The 21,216-nt window shown below is 36.1% G+C and carries 18 protein-coding genes; 8 read left to right on the plus strand and 10 right to left on the minus strand.

Annotation, left to right across the window (positions count from 1 at the left end; genetic code table 11):
• Positions 1-282: 282 nt before the first annotated feature.
• Entirely contained in the window at positions 283-1,110 is an 828-nt protein-coding gene (locus tag GQ45_RS11515; protein WP_255352043.1) for an EcsC family protein, read from the minus strand.
• A 252-nt stretch (positions 1,111-1,362) separates the two neighbouring features.
• Between GQ45_RS11515 and GQ45_RS11520 the strand changes: the two genes are divergently transcribed.
• The 4 genes from GQ45_RS11520 to GQ45_RS11535 all read left to right on the plus strand — a co-directional run bounded on the left by GQ45_RS11520 (position 1,363) and on the right by GQ45_RS11535 (position 9,722).
• Positions 1,363-4,497: a sialidase family protein gene (locus GQ45_RS11520; RefSeq protein WP_047418076.1), complete on the plus strand. Its 3,135-nt coding sequence runs from the start codon at positions 1,363-1,365 to the stop codon at positions 4,495-4,497.
• An 11-nt stretch (positions 4,498-4,508) separates the two neighbouring features.
• Positions 4,509-7,643 (plus strand): glycosyl hydrolase, encoded by a 3,135-nt coding sequence (locus GQ45_RS11525; RefSeq protein WP_369798297.1) that lies wholly within the window; start codon positions 4,509-4,511, stop codon positions 7,641-7,643.
• Positions 7,643-8,194 carry a CopD family protein gene (locus tag GQ45_RS11530; RefSeq protein WP_047418079.1) on the plus strand — a complete coding sequence of 184 codons (552 nt, stop codon included), beginning with the start codon at positions 7,643-7,645 and terminating at the stop codon, positions 8,192-8,194. The genes GQ45_RS11525 and GQ45_RS11530 overlap by 1 nt, the downstream gene beginning before the upstream one ends.
• 118 nt (positions 8,195-8,312) lie before the next feature.
• Entirely contained in the window at positions 8,313-9,722 is a 1,410-nt protein-coding gene (locus tag GQ45_RS11535) for a PAS domain-containing sensor histidine kinase (RefSeq protein ID WP_047418081.1), read from the plus strand.
• Positions 9,723-9,754: 32 nt separating this feature from the next.
• Here the strand turns inward: GQ45_RS11535 and ablB are convergent, their stop codons facing one another.
• From ablB to GQ45_RS11560, 5 genes are read right to left on the minus strand one after another with little or no spacing between them, the layout of a single operon-like run.
• Positions 9,755-10,597, minus strand: coding sequence for a putative beta-lysine N-acetyltransferase (gene ablB, locus GQ45_RS11540; RefSeq protein WP_047418083.1), 843 nt, complete (start codon positions 10,595-10,597; stop codon positions 9,755-9,757).
• Positions 10,598-10,617: 20 nt separating this feature from the next.
• Positions 10,618-11,820, minus strand: a complete 1,203-nt coding sequence (locus GQ45_RS11545; RefSeq protein ID WP_047418086.1) for a glutamate-5-semialdehyde dehydrogenase — start codon at positions 11,818-11,820, stop codon at positions 10,618-10,620.
• A 39-nt stretch (positions 11,821-11,859) separates the two neighbouring features.
• Positions 11,860-12,645, minus strand: a complete 786-nt coding sequence (proB, locus tag GQ45_RS11550; protein ID WP_047418090.1) for a glutamate 5-kinase — start codon at positions 12,643-12,645, stop codon at positions 11,860-11,862.
• Complete coding sequence (gene proC, locus GQ45_RS11555; RefSeq protein WP_047418092.1) at positions 12,638-13,453, minus strand: pyrroline-5-carboxylate reductase; 816 nt, start codon at positions 13,451-13,453, stop codon at positions 12,638-12,640. Before proC ends, proB begins: the two co-directional genes overlap by 8 nt.
• A gap of 25 nt (positions 13,454-13,478) precedes the next feature.
• Entirely contained in the window at positions 13,479-13,670 is a 192-nt protein-coding gene (locus tag GQ45_RS11560) for a hypothetical protein (RefSeq protein ID WP_047418095.1), read from the minus strand.
• A gap of 262 nt (positions 13,671-13,932) precedes the next feature.
• On the opposite strand from GQ45_RS11560, the gene GQ45_RS11565 reads away from it, so the two are divergent.
• The 4 genes from GQ45_RS11565 (at position 13,933) to GQ45_RS11580 (ending at position 17,561) form a co-directional block, all read left to right on the plus strand.
• A complete protein-coding gene (locus tag GQ45_RS11565; protein WP_047418096.1) occupies positions 13,933-14,709 on the plus strand; it encodes an enoyl-CoA hydratase/isomerase family protein in 777 nt (258 codons plus the stop codon).
• A 25-nt stretch (positions 14,710-14,734) separates the two neighbouring features.
• The gene (locus GQ45_RS11570; RefSeq protein ID WP_047418099.1) at positions 14,735-16,285 is read left to right on the plus strand and encodes a hypothetical protein; all 1,551 of its coding nucleotides are present in this window, start codon (positions 14,735-14,737) and stop codon (positions 16,283-16,285) included.
• A 67-nt stretch (positions 16,286-16,352) separates the two neighbouring features.
• Positions 16,353-16,994 carry a DsbA family protein gene (locus GQ45_RS11575; protein WP_052188207.1) on the plus strand — a complete coding sequence of 214 codons (642 nt, stop codon included), beginning with the start codon at positions 16,353-16,355 and terminating at the stop codon, positions 16,992-16,994.
• Between the two features lie 264 nt (positions 16,995-17,258).
• On the plus strand, positions 17,259-17,561 hold the full coding sequence (locus tag GQ45_RS11580) for a DUF805 domain-containing protein (protein ID WP_047418100.1): 303 nt from the start codon (positions 17,259-17,261) through the stop codon (positions 17,559-17,561).
• Between the two features lie 75 nt (positions 17,562-17,636).
• Here GQ45_RS11580 and GQ45_RS11585 read toward each other — a convergent pair whose 3' ends face one another.
• The 4 genes from GQ45_RS11585 to GQ45_RS11600 all read right to left on the minus strand — a co-directional run bounded on the left by GQ45_RS11585 (position 17,637) and on the right by GQ45_RS11600 (position 21,125).
• Complete coding sequence (locus GQ45_RS11585; protein WP_047418103.1) at positions 17,637-19,058, minus strand: Gfo/Idh/MocA family protein; 1,422 nt, start codon at positions 19,056-19,058, stop codon at positions 17,637-17,639.
• Between the two features lie 156 nt (positions 19,059-19,214).
• Positions 19,215-19,892, minus strand: a complete 678-nt coding sequence (locus GQ45_RS11590; RefSeq protein WP_047418105.1) for an HD domain-containing protein — start codon at positions 19,890-19,892, stop codon at positions 19,215-19,217.
• The gene (locus GQ45_RS11595; RefSeq protein ID WP_047418107.1) at positions 19,889-20,626 is read right to left on the minus strand and encodes a 1-acyl-sn-glycerol-3-phosphate acyltransferase; all 738 of its coding nucleotides are present in this window, start codon (positions 20,624-20,626) and stop codon (positions 19,889-19,891) included. The genes GQ45_RS11590 and GQ45_RS11595 overlap by 4 nt, the downstream gene beginning before the upstream one ends.
• An 88-nt stretch (positions 20,627-20,714) precedes the next feature.
• Positions 20,715-21,125, minus strand: a complete 411-nt coding sequence (locus GQ45_RS11600; RefSeq protein WP_047418110.1) for a BrxA/BrxB family bacilliredoxin — start codon at positions 21,123-21,125, stop codon at positions 20,715-20,717.
• Positions 21,126-21,216: the final 91 nt, after the last annotated feature.

Raw genomic sequence — 21,216 nt, forward strand, 5'->3', positions numbered from 1 at the left:
TTAGCTGGGCTTTTAATGAAATAATTTTTGAAACTAGTTCAGAAATGCACTACTAATTATTATTTCTCTTCAAGACCAAAGCATTTTTGGCAAGGTCCATACGAAAGATTTTTATGGAGATATCTTTTGCCCTAGTTTTGTTGGTGAGTGCGCAAGAACATACACTATGGTAAAATAAGTTTATTTTCTTAACATAGCCATCCTTTAAGAAGTTTAGTGAATTACATCTAAATAGGTATAACTATTGGTGGCAAATTGTTTAATTGGGTTTATTTTTTGGGGTCAAATAGCTTCATATGTGCTTTTAATGATAGCTTTTCCATAACTCCGCTCCAGTCTTCTGATCGAAAAATGTGCCTGTGCCATGCGTTGAAAATGGTGTATGAAAGCTAGGTTAATAGCTCCGCCACCCGCAGCACCAATAATTGGAACGGCTTGGGCAACAAATTTTTCCGAAACCTGAATACTAAAGCGAGAAGCAATAACCCCTAAAGCTTGTAAAAATGGGTTGGCGCTGCCCTGTAGTAGTGAGCCAGCTACTTTTCCTGCTCCTTTTGTGGCAGCTTTGACACTGGTATCTAAAGTTATTTTTGTGGCATAATAAGCAGTTTCAAGCGTATCGTCATGTTTTGATTTTCCACCTAAGGCAAATACTTGTAAACAGGCAAGTTGACTGTCTAACTCCTCTAGATTTTCTCCTTCACTTCGTGCGATATCCATGATAGAACGCATCATTAATTTGGTGGTAACCGTTAAATCAGCGGCAAAGGCAGCAATACCAAACACACCACCTAAAATGCCAGATGAAGTTACAAGAGCTTTATAGGTTTTATTTAAAGGAGCGTTCTGCTTTTGTTCTTTATTCATAGAAAATAAATTTGCTTTTACCACACGCAACAATACATCATAACTTACTTTTTGCAACCATTTTTGTTGTTTATCGGGGAGTAAGTCCACTTTTGTTTGTATCAAGTTCCCTATGCTGTTTAAACCCTTCATCGCCCAACCTATAGTTAACATTTGCTGCTTTGCTTTGGTTAAAACTTCCAGATCTTTTGCGGAAAGTTGATTTTCGATTTTTTTTTCGAGCATTTTTGTTTTATTTGTCAATTGTAAGTAGCTAAAGATACAAGTTTGTTACAAGAAAGCGCTAAGCTTTAGGCGCTGCACTGTAGGCTCGGTGTTTGGGACTTAAAAACGTTTAGAATTTCAAAGCAATTACTTACTATTATTAAAAATATCATTCGTTATACTTTGTTTAGTTTTACTTAAAGCCTATAGCTTAAGGCAAAAAGCTTATCGCTTGTAAAAACCCATTTTTCTACTTACTTTAGGCTTGACTAATTACAACTTAAATATATTATGAAATACAACCACTTAAAAATCGCTTCAGTACTGCTTATCTTGTGCTTAACACCATTGACAACAATTTCTCAAAAAAGAAAAAAAGCAAATCAAACCGAGACTGCTATTCCTCAAGAGCTATATTCTAGTTTAGAATACAGATCTATAGGCCCTTTTCGTGGAGGTCGTTCGGCTGCCGTAGCTGGTGTTCCTAATCAACCTAATCTTTTTTACTTTGGAGCTACCGGTGGTGGTGTTTGGAAAACAATGGATGGTGGTCGTGAATGGGAAAATATTTCTGACGGATTTTTTGGAGGTAGCATTGGTGCTGTTGAGATTTCACAGAGTGATCCAAATGTGATTTACGTTGGAGGTGGAGAAAAAACTCTTCGTGGGAATGTATCTTCGGGATACGGCATGTGGAAAACCGAAAATGCAGGAAAAACATGGACAGCAATAGGCTTAGAAAATAGTCGACATATTCCAAGAATTCGAATTCACCCTAAAAATTCGGAAATTGTTTTTGCAGCAGTTTTAGGAGATATTTATAAACCTACGAATGAACGTGGTATTTATAAAAGTATGGATGGTGGAAAAAACTGGCGTAAAACATTATTTGTAAATGATCAAGCTGGAGCGGTAGATTTAACTTTTGATCCTAACAATCCTAGAATTTTATATGCCTCGACGTGGCGCGCGCAACGAACTCCTTACAGTTTAAGCAGCGGTGGCGATGGATCTGCACTTTGGAAAAGTACCGATAGTGGTGAAACTTGGAAAGAAATTTCCAAAAATGAAGGTTTTCCAAGTGATACTTTAGGGATTATTGGTGTTGCCGTTTCTCCAAAAAACTCAGATAGAGTTTGGGCAATTGTAGAAAATAAAGAAAAAGGCGGCTTGTACCGCAGTGATGATGGTGGTGAAAAATGGACCTTAATCAATAGTGATCGCAGTTTACGACAACGAGCTTGGTATTACACTCGTATTTATGCCGATACTGAAAATGAAGATGTGGTCTATGTGTTGAATGTTAATTATCACAAATCAGAGGATGGAGGAAGATCTTTTAAAAGTTTTAATGCTCCTCATGGTGATCACCATGATTTATGGATTTCTCCAGAAAATGGTAATAGAATGATTATTGGTGATGACGGTGGTGCGCAAATAACCTACGATGGGGGTGAAACTTGGAGTACGTATTATAACCAACCAACGGCACAGTTTTATAGAGTAACTACCGATAATTCTTTTCCTTATAGAATTTATGTAGCGCAACAAGATAATTCCACTTTGCGTATAAAACATCGTAGCGACGGGTATAGCATTAGTGAAGACGATTGGGAGGAAACCGCGGGTGGTGAGTCTGCTTGGATTGCAGTTGATCCAAAAGATAATGATGTGGTGTATGGGGGTAGTTATGACGGTTTTTTAACCCGAGTAAATCATAAAACAAATACCACAAGAGGTATAAATGTTTGGCCAGATAACCCAATGGGTGCAGGTGCCGAGGCTATGAAATATAGGTTTCAATGGAATTTCCCTATCATTTTTAGCAAACACAATCCTAAAAAATTATATACGTTTTCAAACCATGTGCATGTCACAGAAAATGAAGGGCAAAGTTGGAAATTACTGAGTGGCGATTTAACCAGAAACGACCCAACAAAATTAGGTTCTAGTGGTGGTCCAATCACTCAAGACAATACGAGTGTAGAATACTATTGTACCATTTTTGCAGCAAATGAAAGCCCATTAAAAGAAGGTTTATTATGGGTAGGTAGTGATGATGGATTAATTCATGTGAGTAGAAATTCAGGAGAAACTTGGGATAATGTAACTCCGCCTAGTATGCCAGAATGGTCAATGGTGAATAGTATTGAACCTTCGGCTTTCGATGAGGGAACTTGTTACGTAGCCGCAACACGCTACAAATTAGGAGATTTTCAGCCTTATTTGTACAAAACAACAGACTATGGAAAAACATGGACTAAAATAACAAATGGTATTGCAAGTGAACATTTCACAAGAGTAGTTCGGGAAGACCCCAAACGCAAAGGCTTATTGTATGCAGGTACAGAAACAGGCATGTATGTTTCTTTTAATGATGGCGCCAACTGGAAACCATTTCAATTAAATTTACCTATTGTACCTATTACTGATTTAGCCGTTAAAGAAAACAATTTAATCGTAGCTACTCAAGGACGTAGCTTGTGGATGATTGATGACTTAACCGTATTACATCAATTAAATGAAGCTGATAAAGATCAGAATGCGATATTATTTCAACCCAAAGACGCATACAGAACCAAAGGGGGAGCTAGAAAACAAGCATCGAAATTAGCCGGGCAAAATCATCCGAACGGCGTGGTTACTCATTTTTATTTAAAAGAATTTAATGAAAAAGATAGTATTGCCTTAACTTATTTTAGTCAAAAAGGAGATACTTTGGCGCATTATGCTACTACAGCTAAAGAAAAAGATAAAAAATTAGACCTTAAAAAAGGTGGTAATACCCATGTTTGGGATACGCGTGGTAAAGGAGCCGAAAAATTAGATGGAATGATTTTGTGGTGGGCAAGTTTAGATGGAGCTAAAGCGGTTCCAGGTGCTTATAAAGTGACCTTGACGGTCAATGGGAATAACATGTCAAAAGATTTCAAAATAATTCCAGATCCAAGAGCTGAGGTTACAGTTGCCGAAATGCAACAACAATTTGATTTTATTAGCGACATTAATGCCACTATTGATAATGCGCATCAATCTATTAAAAAGATTCGAAAAATTAACATGCAATTAGATGCCTTTGCGAAGCAATATGCAGACAATGAAGCTACCAAAGAGTTGGTAAAAAAAGCTAAAAAAATTAAGGAAGAATTTAGTGAGGTTGAAAAAACTCTATACCAAACTAAAAATAGAAGTGGACAAGATCCTTTAAATTTCCCGATTAAGTTAACGAACAAGTTAGGCCATTTAAATAGTTTAGTAGCTATTGATGATTTTCATCCAACCGAACAAGATATCGCGGTAAAAAATGAATTAACGGCTAAAATAAATGAACAATTAAGCACTTTTAATGCCTTGATTTCTAAAGAAATTCTAGAATTTAATTCGGAATTTAACCAGTTGAAATTAAACTATTTATTTGTTGAATAAAATAAAATTAGATGATGAAAATACGATTGATTTTAACCTATTCACTGATTTTAATTGGTTTTCTTCAAGGATGGAGTCAATCTGTTGAAGAATACTTTAAGCCTTTAAAATATCGAAATATTGGTCCTTTTCGCGGAGGTCGTTCTGTTTGTGCTACCGGTGTTCATGGAGATCCATTAACCTATTATATGGGAACCACAGGTGGGGGATTATGGAAAACATCGAACGCAGGAAATCAATGGGAAAATATTTCTGATGGTTTTTTTGAAATGGGTTCAGTGGGGGCCATTGCGGTATCCGAATCTAATTCAAATATTTTGTATTGTGGTATGGGAGAACATGCCCCAAGAGGGGTTATGACTTCTTACGGCGATGGGGTATACAAATCCACAGATGCTGGAAAAACATGGAAAAACATGGGCTTAACATTCACCCAGCATATTTCCAGAATTGTAATTCATCCAAACAATCCAAATATTGTGTATGTAGCTGCTCAAGGAGCCCTACATGGACCAACGAAGGAAAGAGGAATTTATAAATCGATAGACGGCGGAGAAACCTGGAAAAATGTGTTATTCGTTAATGATTTAACGGGTTGTTCAGAACTAAGTATGGATGCTAATTATCCCGAAATTATGTACGCCACGATGTGGGAACATCAAAGAAAACCAAATATGGTTATTAGTGGTGGTAAGGGTAGTGGAGTCTACAAATCAATAGATGGTGGCGATTCTTGGTCTTTAATTCATAAGGGTTTACCTGAGGAAAAGGGAAAAATGGCAATTGCTGCAAGCCCGTCAAACTCTAATAAGGTATACCTGCTTTTAGAAAGTGATACAGAACAAGATAAAGGGGGTTTATTTGTGTCGAATGATGCCGGACTAAGTTGGAATTTGGTCAGCGGCGACAATCGACTTACCCAACGTGCATGGTATTATATTGAATTATTTGTAGATCCAAATAACGAAAATACGATATATGTATTGAGTGCTCCTGCCTTGCGTTCCGAAGATGGCGGAAAAACTTGGGAAACCTTGTCGGGTACACATGGCGATTATCACGATTTATGGATCAATCCTGAAAATTCAAAAAACTTTGTCATCGCAAATGATGGTGGTGCTGCCATAAGTTTTGATTATGGAAAATCATGGTCTCCACAGGATAATATGCCCACAGCCCAGTTTTACCGGATCAATACAGATAATTTGTTTCCGTATAACATTTATGCGGGTCAACAAGATAATTCTTCTGTAAAAATTGCAAGTTTAGCTGTCGGAAGCGGATCAATTTCAGAAAAAAACTGGACTAGCTCAGCAGGAGGGGAAAGTGCGTTTTTAGCCTTTAATCCCGAAGATCCAAGGTATGTTATGGGTGGTAGTTATTTAGGAACGATTGAAGTATTAGACACCCAAACAAACACCTCAGTTCAAGTAATGGCAGCGCCTATTCAATACTTAGGGAGAGATGCCCGTGACATGAAATATTTGTACAATTGGAATGCGCCAATCATAGCCTCCATTCATGAACCTGGTGTTTTTTATCACTGTGCTCAATTCGTATTGAGGACTAAAGATATGGGGTATAGTTGGGAAGAAATTTCACCTGATTTAACTCGAAATATCGACGAAAAACAAGGTAAAGGTGGTGGTCCTTATACCAACGAAGCTGTGGGTGCTGAAAACTACGGTACGATAGCCTATATGATTGAATCGCCTCATGAAAAAGGTGTCTTATGGACAGGCAGTGATGATGGTTTGGTTCATCTTACAAGGGATAATGGGGTAAGCTGGATGAATGTAACTCCTAAAGACTTGGGCGAAAGTCTGGTCAACGCTATTGAAGTTTCACCACACGATAAAGGAACCGCTTATATAGCTACAACAAAATACAAATTTAATGATTATACGCCCGCCATATATAAAACTACAGATTACGGCAAAAGCTGGATAAATATAAGTAAAGGATTACCGTATGGGGCATTTACTAGGGTTATTCGAGAAGACGCGGTCCGTAAAGATTTATTGTATCTGGGTACCGAAAAAGGAATTTATATTTCTTTAGATGGCGGCAAAAAATGGGAATCATTCCAATTAAATATGCCTAAAACGCCCATTTTAGATCTTAAAGTACATCAAAATAACCTTGTCGTGGCTACTTCTGGTAGATCATTTTGGGTTCTTGACGACCTATCTGTTTTGAACCAATACAAAGCCACTAAGGAGACTAAATTGTACCAACCAGCAGCGGCTTTGAACGGTTCTTGGGGAAGCCCATTAAATTCAAATGCTGAGGATTTTGATGGAACTGATGTGTTTGATGGGATTAACCCTGCAAATGGGATGGTTATTTATTATGAATTACCAGCTTTGGCCGACTCCACAAAGCTAAGCTTAGAAATTTTGAATGAAAATGGACAGTTAATTCAAAGCTTTAATACTCAAAAAGATGCAAGCTATAAGGCCTATGAAGGAGCACCACCAAGGCAAAAAGTGTTGCCTAAAAACGAAGGGTTAAACCGATTTGTTTGGGATTTAAGACATCCAACCATTCCGGGAGTACCTGAAGCCTATATCGAAGCGAATTATAGAGGGCACAAAGCTATACCTGGCACTTACACTTTAAAGTTAAGGCTTAATGATAAAGTCGTTTCTACAGAAGGAAAAATAGTACCAATGCCAAATTTTGAAGTCTCAATAGAAAATTATGTAGCATACGACGCCTTCATGAAATCCGCGGCAGCTCATGTGACCCTAATGCACTCAAAAATTAATAGACTTTTCGATGCTCAAACCAAGTTAGAACATATTTTAAAAGAAATAAAAGAGGATTCTTTAAAGAAAGAAGGTCAAAAATTAGTGGAACAACTTAAGGCTTGGGATACAACAATGGTTCAAAGAAAATCAAAGGCTTATGATGATGTCGAGAATTTCCCTAATAAATTTACAGCAGAATACCTGTTTTTAATGAATCAAACAGCCAATGATTTAGGTACTATAAATAAATCATCTAAAGAGCGAAAAGCGGAACTTGATGCCCAATGGCTAGGCTTAAACAAACAAGCCGATATTCTTTTAGAGGAGCAAATACCAGCTTTTAACGCCAAGCTTTGGAGTTCTGGAATAGGGGCAATTAGATTAAAAGAATAATGGGAGAACAGTATTTATACGTTAAGGCCTTACACCTAATCTTTGTAATTACTTGGTTTGCTGGTTTATTTTATGTTCCTCGTTTGTTTATAAACCATATTGAGGCCTCCGAAAAACCATCACCTGAGAAAGAAATTTTATCGAATACCTTTAAATTAATGACCAAGCGCCTTTGGTATATCATTACCTGGCCATCTGCGATTTTAGCAACACTTTTTGCCCTTTGGTTGCTGGTCTTATTCCCAGCATGGCTGCAACAACCTTGGATGCATGTCAAGTTAGGATTTGTATTTTTGTTGTTTATTTATCATTTAAAAAATCACCAAATGTTCTTGCAATTTCAACGTGATGAAATAAAATATACTTCAAATTTTATGAGGATTTGGAATGAAGGGGCGACGATTATTTTATTCGCGGTAGTGTTTCTAGTGATTTTAAAAACAACGATGAGTTGGGTTTACGGGGTGGTAGGCATTATTGGTTTAGGGGTTTTATTGATGTTAGGTATTAAACTGTATAAAAAAATCAGAGAAAAAAATCCGAATGCTTAGCATTTTTAGGATAAGAATGTCACTCTGGTGCAATTATTGCTATCTTTAAAAATAAGTTTCCTTTAATCAAAATTTCTTGTTCGAAAAAGTTTCTCTTAGATCCCGAATTTTTATAGCGATGATATTACTGGTGTTGGTTGCATCTGTATTAATCGCTGGTGTTACTATTTACCAATACGGAGAACAATCTAAGGATTATCACGAAGATCGCTTAGAACGCAAGGAAGAGCAGATCAAAGAGAATATTAGATACACGCTGCAACGTACAACCTATGTACCAACCACTGAAAATCTGCATTTAATTTTTAAGGATGAAATCTACCAAATTGCGGATGTACTGAATGTCAACTTTAATATTTACGATCTAGACGGAAATTTAATCAAAAGTTCACGACCTAAATTTGAAAATGATTCTGTTTCCTTGTGTCTTGACCCAGAAGTACTCAATCACTTAGAAAATAGTGTAGATGCGCGATATTTGGAGGAAAAATCAGCAGCAGGAAGCAAATTTCAAGCATCCTATACCTACATAACGGACGGTAAGTTTAAACCTATCGGAATCTTAAATTTACCTTATTTTGAAGACAATTCGTTTAATGATAAAGAACTAAAAGAGTTTTTATTGCGCTTAGGCGGGGTTTATTTATTTATGCTTTTTATTGCTATTGGCTTGGCGTATATTATATCAAAATACATTACGCGGTCTCTGCAGACCATTTCTGATAAAATGACCTCCACGTTTTTGACCAAAAGAAATGAGAAAATTCTGATCAAAAACCCTACGGAGGAAATTGGAAAACTGATTGATTCGTACAATGCCATGATTGATGAATTAGAAATTAGCGCTATTAAATTAGCGAAAGGCGAACGGGAACAGGCTTGGCGAGAAATGGCAAAACAGGTGGCCCATGAAATTAAAAATCCGCTAACACCCATGCGCTTAACAGTGCAAAGTTTTGAGCGTAAGTTTGATGTAAACGATCCAGATATAGCTACCAAAGTAGCGGAATATTCTAAAACTTTAATTCAGCAAATAGATACTATGAGTAGTATTGCCGGTGCTTTTTCGAATTTTGCTGAAATGCCGGCACAACAAAATGAAACTTTGAATGTCGTTACAATTGTAAAACTTGCTTTGGATATTTTTAATGAAAACTATATTGATTTTATTGCCAAAGAAGAGAAAATTATTTCAAAATTAGACCGTACCCAATTAATTCGAGTTATTACCAACCTCGTTAAAAATGCGATACAAGCCGTACCTGACGTTGCAGCGCCAAGAATTTTAGTTACTGTAAGTGCTGAAGGCGAATTCACCAAAATTTCTGTGGCAGATAATGGAGTTGGTATAGCGGAAGAGTTTAGAGAAAAAATATTTGAACCAAAGTTCACCACCAAAACAAGTGGTATGGGACTAGGTTTAGGAATGGTAAAGAACATCGTAGAGACATACAACGGATCCATTAGCTATACTTCAAAGCATGGAGTTGGTACTGTATTTACGGTGAGGTTTCCTAGAGTGGTTTAAACCAAATTGCAAGAATCAAGACGATTGTTGAATTAATTGCAATACCAAACATTCATGCTTTCCAAGCGATTTGCAATCATGGTGTTATTGTAAAGCGTACCTCCAAGATGAAAACCATGCTTACTAAAGGTAATATTTAATCCATAGGAAGTGGCTCTCACTAAGGAAAACAGTGTTTTACAACCTAATTCATTACTTTTTTGTTTTATTTCTTGCAGTACATAGTAAGATAAATTTTGTCCTCTGTAATTAGGATGTGTAGCGATATCAACAATCTCCATATTTGATTGTTTCACGTTAATTTGGAGTATGGCAGAAACAATCAACTCACCTTCATTAAAAAGTCCATAGAACTGATGATTTTTCTCCAACAATGTTGTTAAGTAGGCTTCATCATCGATGGGCACATCATACGATGTAAAGACTCTTTGGTGCAATTTAGCGAGTGTTGTAAGGTCTTTTTTACCTAAGGGACGAACTTCATAGCGTGACGGCAGACTCATAAAACCTTCCTCGGCGGTGCTTTTAGCCGCTTGCGCAATAGTCTTAACACTTTCAATAGTTTTTAAGGCGCGCTCGTCGTTGTGAAGCCGCTTCTTATTTAAATAATCGGCTAAAAAATAGCCATTTATTTCTCCATGGTAGAGTCCTGGTATTTTGGCTTCAATTTTATATCCATTAGTTTCAAAAAACGATATGGCAGTTTCAGGTATCTTGCCTAAAATTTTATCGTACTTATTTTGTTGAGCAAGTGCTTTTATTTTAGGAATAAAAGCGTTCAAATTATGTTCAGGACATTCCTTTACATACAAACGATTGTGTGTTTCTCCATGTTGCACAAGACTTCCTTCTAATTCTTCAATGGTATCTAACATAAATAAGATAGGGCTTTTAGTTAGTATTCTCTTATTTGGCCATCGCCAAAAATGTAGTATTTATTCGTTACAAGTTGTTTTAATCCTAAGGGTCCTCTATGGTGTAATTTGTCTGTACTTATGGCTAATTCAGCACCCACACCCATTTGTCCGCCATCCGTAAAGCGTGTTGAAGCATTTTGGTATACTGCGGCGCAATCTACCTGCTCCATAAAGAGTTGTGCTTCTTTAGCATCTTTTGTCATTATTGTTGCCGAATGACCTCCAGAATTATTGTTTATTTTTTCAATAGCCTCCTCTAAAGAATGCACAGCACCAAGGCAACATTTCATGGCTAAAAACTCTTCCTTCCAAATGCTTTCATCTGCTATTAATGGTGCATCTTTTAGCACCTTTTTGATATTTGCATCGACAAGAATGGAAACGTCATTAGCTTTTAACATAGTCGCCAAGTCAAGTATTTTTTCTTGGTAATGATCAATTTTGGTGCTAATTAATACTTTATCTAAGGCATTACAAGCCGATATTTTATCTGTTTTCGCATTCAAAATTACTTTTTTACTTTGCTCCCAATTGGCATGTTCAGAAACGTATAAAAAATTATTGCCTCTGCCGCTAACAAGTACCGCACACGTAGCATGTTCTTTTACAAAAGCAATTAATTTATCGCCTCCTCGCGGCACAATTAAATCAAGCTTTTCGGTCGGATTTTTGAGAAAGGCTTGAGTTTCTTCGCGGTTCAGTGTAAATAATTGAATGTAGTCTGTACTTAGGTTATTTTCTTCGAGCGCTTTATGCCAAAATTCAACCAACATTTTGTTGCTGTATAACGCTTCTTTACCGCCCTTTAATAAAATTTTATTATTGGCTTTAAAGGCAAGCACGGCTGCCTCAATTGTGACATCGGGTCTTGATTCATAAATAATCATGATGGTGCCAAAGGGGGCTGTTTTATTAGAAATTTTTAATCCATTATCTAATTCTTGCTTGCTTATCTCTTGGTGTACCGGATCTTCTTGAGATTTTACTTGGTCCACCGCTTTGATCATCTGGTCAATTTTCTGATCATCGATAATTAACCGATCATACATAGCTTGATCGTCTTTTTGAAAAAGATCCAAATCTCTTTGATTAGCATTTAATAATTGGATTCGGTTTTGATCTAAAATCCGAATCATGGAGCTTAATACATTGTTTTTTATAGCTGTTGTTAAAAGTTTCATTTTAAGTCGTATTTGGTAGATCTATTTTTAAAATAACACTTATTGTGGATTTCCTTTTAGGGCCACTCTAGTACCCACGTTTTTTCCGTCGATAATATCTATAATGGTTCGCTCTTTTTTTCCATTAGCAATAAATGTAGGAATGTTTTTGGCGGCAACACGCTGTGCATATTCTAATTTAGAGCCCATGCCACCTCTTCCTTCGGCTTCTCCTTTGGTGTTTTTTTGAATGTATTTATTTAAGTTTTCATCGGGATCAACGTGCGAAACTACGTTGCTATTTTCAGCATCTGGATGACCATTATAAAGGCCGTCGATATCTGTAAGAATAATTAGTTTGTCAGCATTTATCAATTCTGCTATTAAGCTTGCGAGTTCATCATTATCTGAAAACATAGACATGGTGACCGATACAGCATCATCTTCATTCGCAATTGGAATAACGCCTTCGGATAATAAACCTTCGTAACAATTAATCATATTTTGCCGATGTACGCCGGGTGTAAAATCACGTTTTGTTGGAAGTACTTGAGCACATTTCATCCCATAATCACGAAAAATATTATAGTACAAACGCATCATTCTTGGCTGCCCAATAGCGGAATATACTTGTCTTTTTTGTGTTTTATCTTTAATGGCCGACTCGCCTAAAACTTCCATTCCCGCAATTACCGAACCCGAAGAAACAAGTATCGTAATGATATCTCTTTCGTATAATTCTGCAATTTGCTTTACTAGTTTTTTGAGTACGGGTCTAACAATTCTATTATCTCTGTTGGTCATCACATTTGTGCCAACTTTGATGACTATTTTTTGTTTATACATCCTGTTTTTCTTTACCCAATTCAACCGCACGATCAAAGGCTGCAAAAGCAGCTTCTTTAATTAATTCACCTACGTTATTATCTTCCATTGAGTTTAAGGCAGCTCGTGTAGTTCCTCCTTTACTAGCTACTTTTTCCATCCATGAATTCGGTGATAAGTTATTCTGGTTAAAAAGTTCTATGGCACCTGTAAAGGTTTGGGCGACCAAGACTTTAGAAACATTGGGAGAAAAGCCCATTTGTAAGGCAGCTTCCATCATGCTTTGCATAAAATAAAAGACATAGGCCGGACCACTTCCTGAAATCCCCGTAGAAGCATCAATAAAATTTTCATCTTTAACCAAAACAGATTTTCCAGTGGTATCTAATAAACTTTCAATGGTTAATAATTCAATTCTAGAAACTTCAGGAGAGGCTACGTAAGAGGTAAGTCCTTTGCCAATTTGTGCCGGTAAATTGGGCATCGCACGAATAATTTTTGTTAATCCTGTAATTTCTTTAATCGTATCGATTTTAACACCAGCCATGATAGAGATCAGTAGCTGGTCTGAATGTATAAGGGGCTTAATCTTTTCAAACAAATCTACCGCATGATGTGGTTTTACAGCGATAAAAATGATGTCGGCTTTGGGCACACAATCTACTAAATTTCTATGTGCATCAAAGTTTGATAATTGATTTACTTCTTCTAGTTTTTCTTCAGAAGTATCGAGAACCATAATATTCTCTTTTTTAAGGAGTTTCGATTTTGACATTCCCTTTGCGTAGGTAAGTCCCATATTTCCAGCTCCTATAACAAGTACTTGCATAATGTGTTTTGTTTTTTTAAACAGTTTAGATAAACAACATACAGTCGTCACAACTTTTCACTTCACCATAATAGGTGTTTCTATATTTATGAAGCGTAGTTACTGGTAAGCCCAAAAAGTACTTCTTGATATAGGTAACTTTAGTTATTAATTTTCCCATTTTTGGAGTGTAACGATTTTCGGTTTTTGTTTCTCTTTTGATGTATACTAATTTCATTATTTTAAATTTTTGATAGGGCCTAACATACTATTTTAATAGGCTTTTCCAAGTATAAAGTGTTAAGATTTTGTTATTCCGTTTTAAGCGGCAATACCTTGATTTTAAAGGGCTTTAAAAATAACTCAAGGTGAATGTTACGTAAAAATCAAGGCTGTTAGAACCCTTTTAAAGCCTGTAGAGGCAACTCTTAAAATCTTTAGTAAATTTGTAGAATATTATAAAAGCTACAACTACAAAAATTTAGTAAAAGACAAAAACTATGAAATACGAAAACATTCTAATTGAACAAAGAGAAGCTATAGCAACGGTAATCATTAATCGCCCCAATAAATTAAATGCCTTAAACCGGGACACCATTCAAGACTTGCACGATGCATTACAAGCGCTTGATGTAGATAAAAAAATAAAAGCAATCATCATTACAGGTAGTGGTGAAAAGGCATTTGTAGCAGGAGCAGACATTGCTGAATTTTCGAATTTTTCCGTAAAAGAAGGTGGCCAACTTGCACGAAAAGGACAACAGGTATTGTTTGATTTTATTGAAAATTTAGCAACACCTGTCATTGCAGCTGTTAATGGCTTCGCCTTAGGTGGGGGCTTAGAATTAGCCATGGCATGCCATTTCAGAATTGCCAGTGCTAACGCAAAAATGGGTTTACCAGAAGTTTCACTTGGCGTTATTCCTGGGTATGGAGGTACCCAACGCTTACCGCAATTAATTGGCAAAGGTAGAGCCAACGAAATGATTATGACTGCCGGTATGATTGATGCACAAAAAGCATTGGCATACGGTCTTGTTAATGATGTGGTACCTCAGGAAGAATTACTGCCACTTTGTGAAAAAATAGCTCAGAAGATAGCGAATAATTCTCCTGTAGCTATTTCCTACGCAATAAAAGCAGTAAATGCTGGTTTTAATAGTACTATAGATGGTTATCAAGAAGAAATTAAAGCTTTTGGAGCTTGTTTTGGCACCGAAGATTTCAAAGAGGGTACAACCGCCTTTTTAGAAAAAAGAAAAGCAAATTTTAAATAGCCACAAAGAACCTAAACCCTAATCTATGCATATCAGAAACCTTTTTGTACTACTTTTTTTTGTTTTCTTTTCTTTAGCCAATGCACAAGAAATGCCCATAGCGTATACTATTGGTGAAAAATATAATGATCGCTACACCTATTCTAATTTATTAACTATAGCCCCAGATGGCAACGGAGGTACTATTTTAGTGCGTTCCTATTTTACAGGAATAATACTAAAACCCAAAGGCTATTTTATAGAGCATTACAATGAAAATTTAGAACTTGTAGCTGAGTTTAATTATAAGCTAAAAGAGGCAAATTACGTGGATGCCTTTGTGAAAAATGGAGAAGTAAATTTACTTTTTTTAGAATACAATTACGGCTTAAAAGCCTATGAATATATCGTACATAAAAGTTCGTTTACAAGGTTTAATTTTACAAAAGAAAAAATTTTAACTATCGACTCCGATCCTGTAGAGCAGCCTTTAGATCGTAACTATTACAACAGAAATTTTGCTTCAGGTTTTACCACAACGGTACTTTTTGACAAGGAAACATCTGCTTTTGCGATCAGCTCACATCATAAAAAAGGAAAAGATAATAAACATACCATTTACGTTTTTGATGTTACTTTAAAAAAACTCATAGAGTTTGATTTTTCCAGTGAAGTTGAGGAAAAGAATTATGCCTTTGAGAATTTCGTTTTATCTAAAGACAAACAACAGGCCTACTTGATCGCTAAGGCTTATTTTAAAAAGAAACGTTTTGCTATTACAGAACGTAAATTTCAATATGAATTAGTGCAGGTTTCCAATGATCGAGGAAATACTCAGTCTTTTATAGCTGCTGAAAAATTCCCAGAAGCCTTAAATCCGATACTTACAGCCGAAAAACTGGTGTGTGTAGGTTTTTATTCGAATAGAAAAGATAACAGATACAACGGAATTGCCTACTTTGATATAGACTTAAATACCCTGAACATCAAAGACAAAAAATACCATGAATTTTCTTCTCAATTTATGTTGGATAAATTTGGGAGGGATGAAGAAGAAGATGTTAAAAACCTAATTTTTAAAGAAGTGGTTGTCGATGAGGATTTTATTCTGTTTAATGCCGAAGAATATTTTGTAACCTCTAGTTTTCAAAGTGACGTTTCAGGTACTAGGCTAAAAATAAATAGGTATCACTATAATGATATTGTTAGTGTTAAACTAAGTACCAACGGTGATATGGTTTGGGCGCGAAATATCAATAAGTCCGAAGTTACTCAGGGAGATCCGGCCTATACTTCGTATTCATCCTTTACTAAGGATAAAAACACCTACTTTTTTATTAGCACAGCGAGTGAAAACCCACAGCAATTAACCGATGAACGTATTATTTTTAAACAAGGGTTAAGTCAAAACAAAAATATTTTTGTGGTGAAATTAGACGAAGCTGGTCGTATGAATTATCAAAAAATAATTGATGGAAAAGAAGCGCGATTGCCTTTAATGGTTTCTGCTCCTTTGATTCAAAAAAACGATCAAAAAATGCTCTTTTACGCGAAGCGAGGTTCTAAAAAGCAACTTATAAAAGTGCATTTTAAATAAAAAATATATGCTGAAAGCTATTCCTATACTGTACGTCTAAGTATTTAGAACAGTTAAAAAATGTACTATGAAGATAAGTATATGGTCAGATATTAGATGTCCTTTTTGCTATATAGGAAAGAGAAATTTTGAGGAAGCCTTAGCGAATTTTCCCTATAAAGATGAGGTTATTGTGGAATGGAAAAGTTTTGAGTTAGATCCAACTATGGAAACCAGGACAGATATATCGGGTTTAGCGCATTTTATGCAGGCTAAAAACGTCGATAAACCAACAGCAGAGGGTATGTTTGCCAATGTTACAACTATGGCTAAAACCGTCGATTTAGACTTCCAGTTTAACAAAATGATACCGGCAAACTCATTAAAAGCCCACCGACTCTTACATTTTGCCAAAAAATACAATGTAGCCGATGCCGCTAAGGAAGTATTATTAAAGGCCCACTTAATCGAAGGTGAAAACATAGATGATGTAGCTGTTTTAATGCAATTAGCTGAAAAAATTGGGTTAGAACCGGCTGAGGTAAAAACAATGATCGATTCAGAAGATTTTATTTATGAAGTACGCCAGGATCAAATGGAAGCTAGGAATTTAGGTATTAACGGTGTTCCCTTTTTTGTTCTGGATCATACCTATGGTATTTCTGGAGCACAACCGGTAGCAGTTTTTACTGAAACGCTAGAAAAAGCCTGGGAAAATCATCAAGAGTAAATAACCAGAGTACCAGATACCACTGGAAATACTTATGCTATTGATGGAATTTGCGATTCATTTAGCCCGTTTATTTTTTAAGGTAGTACTGCAGTAAAGGAATATTTTTTTAAACAAATACTTTTCTAAGAACACTATAGGTCAGTTTGGAAAGATCTGGAAAGTTCATTGGTTTTAGCGCTCATTTTTTTTGACTCAGATTTTAAAAATGTCAAGAATTTAAATTTAAATGTGTATTTTTAAAGGTATAAACAAATTGGTGCTATGAAATATCTTGTGGATCCCTTTAAAAAAATGTTTGAATTTCAAGGAAAATCAACGAATAAAGAATTTTGGATTTTTTTTACCGTCAATATTATACTTTTCACAGCATTAGGCTTTTTAAGAAATCCGTTGAATATTCCATTATATGTTGGCGATATATTGAGGGTAATTTTATGTATTCCTACGCTAGCCTTAGGTTTTAGAAGGTTGAATGATGCAGGGATCAACAAATGGTTATTTCTTATACCTTTTGTGAATTTAATTTTGGCAGGTCTCCCGGAAAAAAAGCAAACGCTTTCATAAGTTAGCTTTAGAAACGAGCTGACAAAAGCAAAAAAGCCACAAACTTAAGCTTAAGTTTGTGGCTTTTTTAAATTACTATAACTCCCAACCTTTACGGTAATTACCTTTGACCCATTCGTTAGCTTTTTCGTAATTCGTAACACGCATATTCGCGCCATCCCATAAAATTTTGCGTCGACCTGGATATTGAAAAGGATCCCAATCACCGATTTTTTTACCTGGTTTTAGCTCTTTATATTGATAAGCTTTAATAGCTAAATTCCCCATTAATACAGCTTCTGTTAAGGGGCCAGCCTTCGCAAAATCAGAAGAAGTTGCCGTGTTATTTAAACAACCATTCACAAAGTTCATGGCATGCCCTGAAGTATCACCTTCTATTCGTGTTAAAGTTGGTTTTGGAGGATTAAACATCCCCATAGTTTCGGAAGGTAATAACCGTGCATTTCTAGAATAGGTGTCGGTGACCAAAATACCTTTGGTGCCATAAAAAATACTTCCACCACCAGAATCACCAATAGTCTCGTCGTCTTTTAATTCGTCTGGTAAATCTGGTTTTAAACCACCATCATACCAGTTCAGGGCAATATCACCTTGCGCTTCGGTATTAAATTTTAAACGAACTATGGAAGAGGCTGGGCATGAAGCATTATAATCTGCTTCTACAAAGTCGCCCACCCAATTGGTGGTGCAGCTAGCTTCCGCTTCAGTCGGGTAGCCTAAGCCTAAAGCACTAAAAGGGGTTTCCATGATATGGCAGCCCATATCGCCTAAAGCTCCCGTGCCAAAATCCCACCATCCTCGCCATTTAAAGGGTAAGTAACCGGAATAATAAGGCCTATCCGCTGCTGGTCCTAACCATAAATCCCAATCTAATTCCTTTGGGATAGCGTCTTGGACTGTGGGTAATGGAATGCCTTGAGGCCATACGGGTCTGTTTGTCCAGCAATCTACTTTGTAAATTTTACCTAAAAATCCAGAATCTATCCATTCTTTGGCTTGTCTGCTGCCATCACTTGATGCCCCTTGGTTACCCATTTGCGTGACAATATTATTTTCTCTAGCAACAGTAGTCATTAATCTTGCTTCATTAATATTGTGGGTTAGCGGTTTTTCTACATAAGCATGTTTTTTAGCCCGCATAAACGGTAAAGCTATGGTGGCATGGGTATGATCAGGAGTAGCTACCATAATGGCATCTAGCTCGCTCAAATGATTTTCGTATACTTTTCTAAAGTCTTTATAGAGTTTTGCTTTTGGATGTAATTTTGTACTGGCTTCTATTTGGCGATTATCAACATCGCATAAGCTGACAAACTTTACCTTTTGAGTATTGGTCAAGTCTCTGATGACCCCACCCCCACGTCCTCCAATTCCGAAAGCACCCATGTAAAGGGTATCACTAGGTGGAACATGAGTTTTTCCTAGAACAAAACTGGGAACAATGGAAAATACAGCGGAGGCTGCAACGGAGTTTTTAATAAACTTTCTTCTTTGCATGATAGTTATTCGTTAGTTGAATTCGATCACTTAAAGTACAAAATTAAATTAAAGGAAGGTTTTAAAAATTTTGAAAATGATTTTGAATTTAACTAAGTATTTAAAATTCAGAGAATTATATTTTTAAAAATCTCATTCTTAAAATAGGGTTAAATTTTAAGGTTCTTTTAAAAGCGGCTGACCATTCCATTCTTGGTAAAAATTTTCAAGATAAGTAAGCATAAATTGGTGGCGTTCCTCGGCTAGTTTTTTACCTGTTTCCGTATTCATTTTGTCTTTTAGCAGCAGTAGTTTTTCATAGAAGTGATTTATAGTAGGTGCATCCGATTTTTTATAGGCTGCTTTGGTCATATTAAGTTGCGGCGGAATCTCTGGATTATAAAGCGCCCTATTTTTGAAACCTCCATAATTAAAGGCACGAGCAATACCAATAGCTCCAATAGCATCTAAGCGATCCGCATCTTGTATAATTTGTAATTCTAAGGAATTAAATTTCTTTTTCTTTTTTTCGAGGCTCGATTTAAAAGAGATGTTTTCAATGATTTGAATTACATGAGCGATTGTTTTTTTATCTACTTTTAAAGAAGATAAAAACTGTTGCGCTAGTTTTGGCCCTACTGTTTCGTCACCATTGTTAAACTTAGCATCGGCAATATCATGTAAAAGAGCACCCAAGCTTACGACCAAAATATTAATATTTTTTTCGTCTTTCGCGATGAGTAAAGAATTGCGAAAAACACGTTGTATGTGAAACCAATCATGCCCACCTTCGGCACCTTGTAATGTTTCTTCTACAAATGCAATAGTTTCTTCTACGATTTCAGTATTGGTCATTTAAAAGCGGTTACTCCCGAAGTTATTGTTTGTTCTATTTGCACCAATAATTCGTCAAAATTACCAGTATTTTCTATGGGTTTATGCACGTCTAGTGTAATATGATTGCCAAGACCGTTAGGGAATTTTCCGTATCGTAACATTTTCCAAGAATTGTTAATACTAATCGGGACAATTAATGCAGATGGGGCATTTTTCATTAAAATTTTTAAGCCTGTTGGTTGAAAGGCTTTTGGGAGCCCTGTTCTACTGCGTGTGCCCTCTGGAAAAATAACGGCACTTCTATTATGTGCTTCAATATAAGTGCCCAACTTCATAATTTGCCCTAAGGCTTGTTTACCATCTTTTCGGTCAATTAATACGGACCCACCATGCACCAAGTTGTAAGAAACGCTGGGGATACCCTTACCTAACTCTATTTTACTTACAAATTTTGGATGATACTTACGCATCCACCAAATAATTGGCGGAATATCATGCATACTTTGGTGATTGGCGACTATGATTAAGGGTTTTCCAATAGGTATTTTATGGGGATTATTAAAAGTGTATCTTGTGCCTAACAGCATAGAACACCTTAACAAGCATAAATTTAAAACACTAACTACTTTTTTTAATCCAATGTACCCAAATATATGATGACCAAGCCATTGTAAAGGATGAAAAATAAGTAAGCATACCCCAAAGGATAGTTGATACAGTATACTTAACGGATATGCTAGAAATTTTTGCATGTTACAAAAATAAAAAACCGCTCCTTTTAAAGAGCGGTTTTATTCAAATTTTTATAATAATTCTAAAACTTTAATTGCTGCGAACTATTTAACAGAATTCGTTATATGCAGCCATTAAATTCTCCGCAATAACTTCTGCTGGTCTTCCTTCAATATGATGGCGCTCGATCATGTGCACTAATTCTCCGTCTTTAAATAAAGCCATACTCGGTGACGAAGGAGGAAAAGGTACCATTAAACTTCTCGCTTTATCCACAGCTTCAAAATCTACACCCGCAAAAACGGTAACGGCATGGTCTGGTTTTTTGCTATTTGTTAAACTAAATTTTGCGGCAGGTCTAGCATTTGCTGCGGCACAACCACAAACAGAGTTTACAACAACTAAGGTAGTTCCTTTGGCATTAATAGCTTTTTCAACAGCTTCTGCGCTATGTAATTCTTCAAACCCGGCCCCAGCTAGGTCTTCTCTCATTGGTTTTATTAATTCTGCAGGATACATAATTTTTATTTTTAAGACTAATTATAATATTCATCAAAGATAACTAATTTGTTACAGTTCTTCCGTAACCTTAACGTTTCATTACTATAAA

The sequence above is a fragment of the Cellulophaga sp. Hel_I_12 genome (assembly GCF_000799565.1).
Lineage (GTDB): Bacteria > Bacteroidota > Bacteroidia > Flavobacteriales > Flavobacteriaceae > Cellulophaga.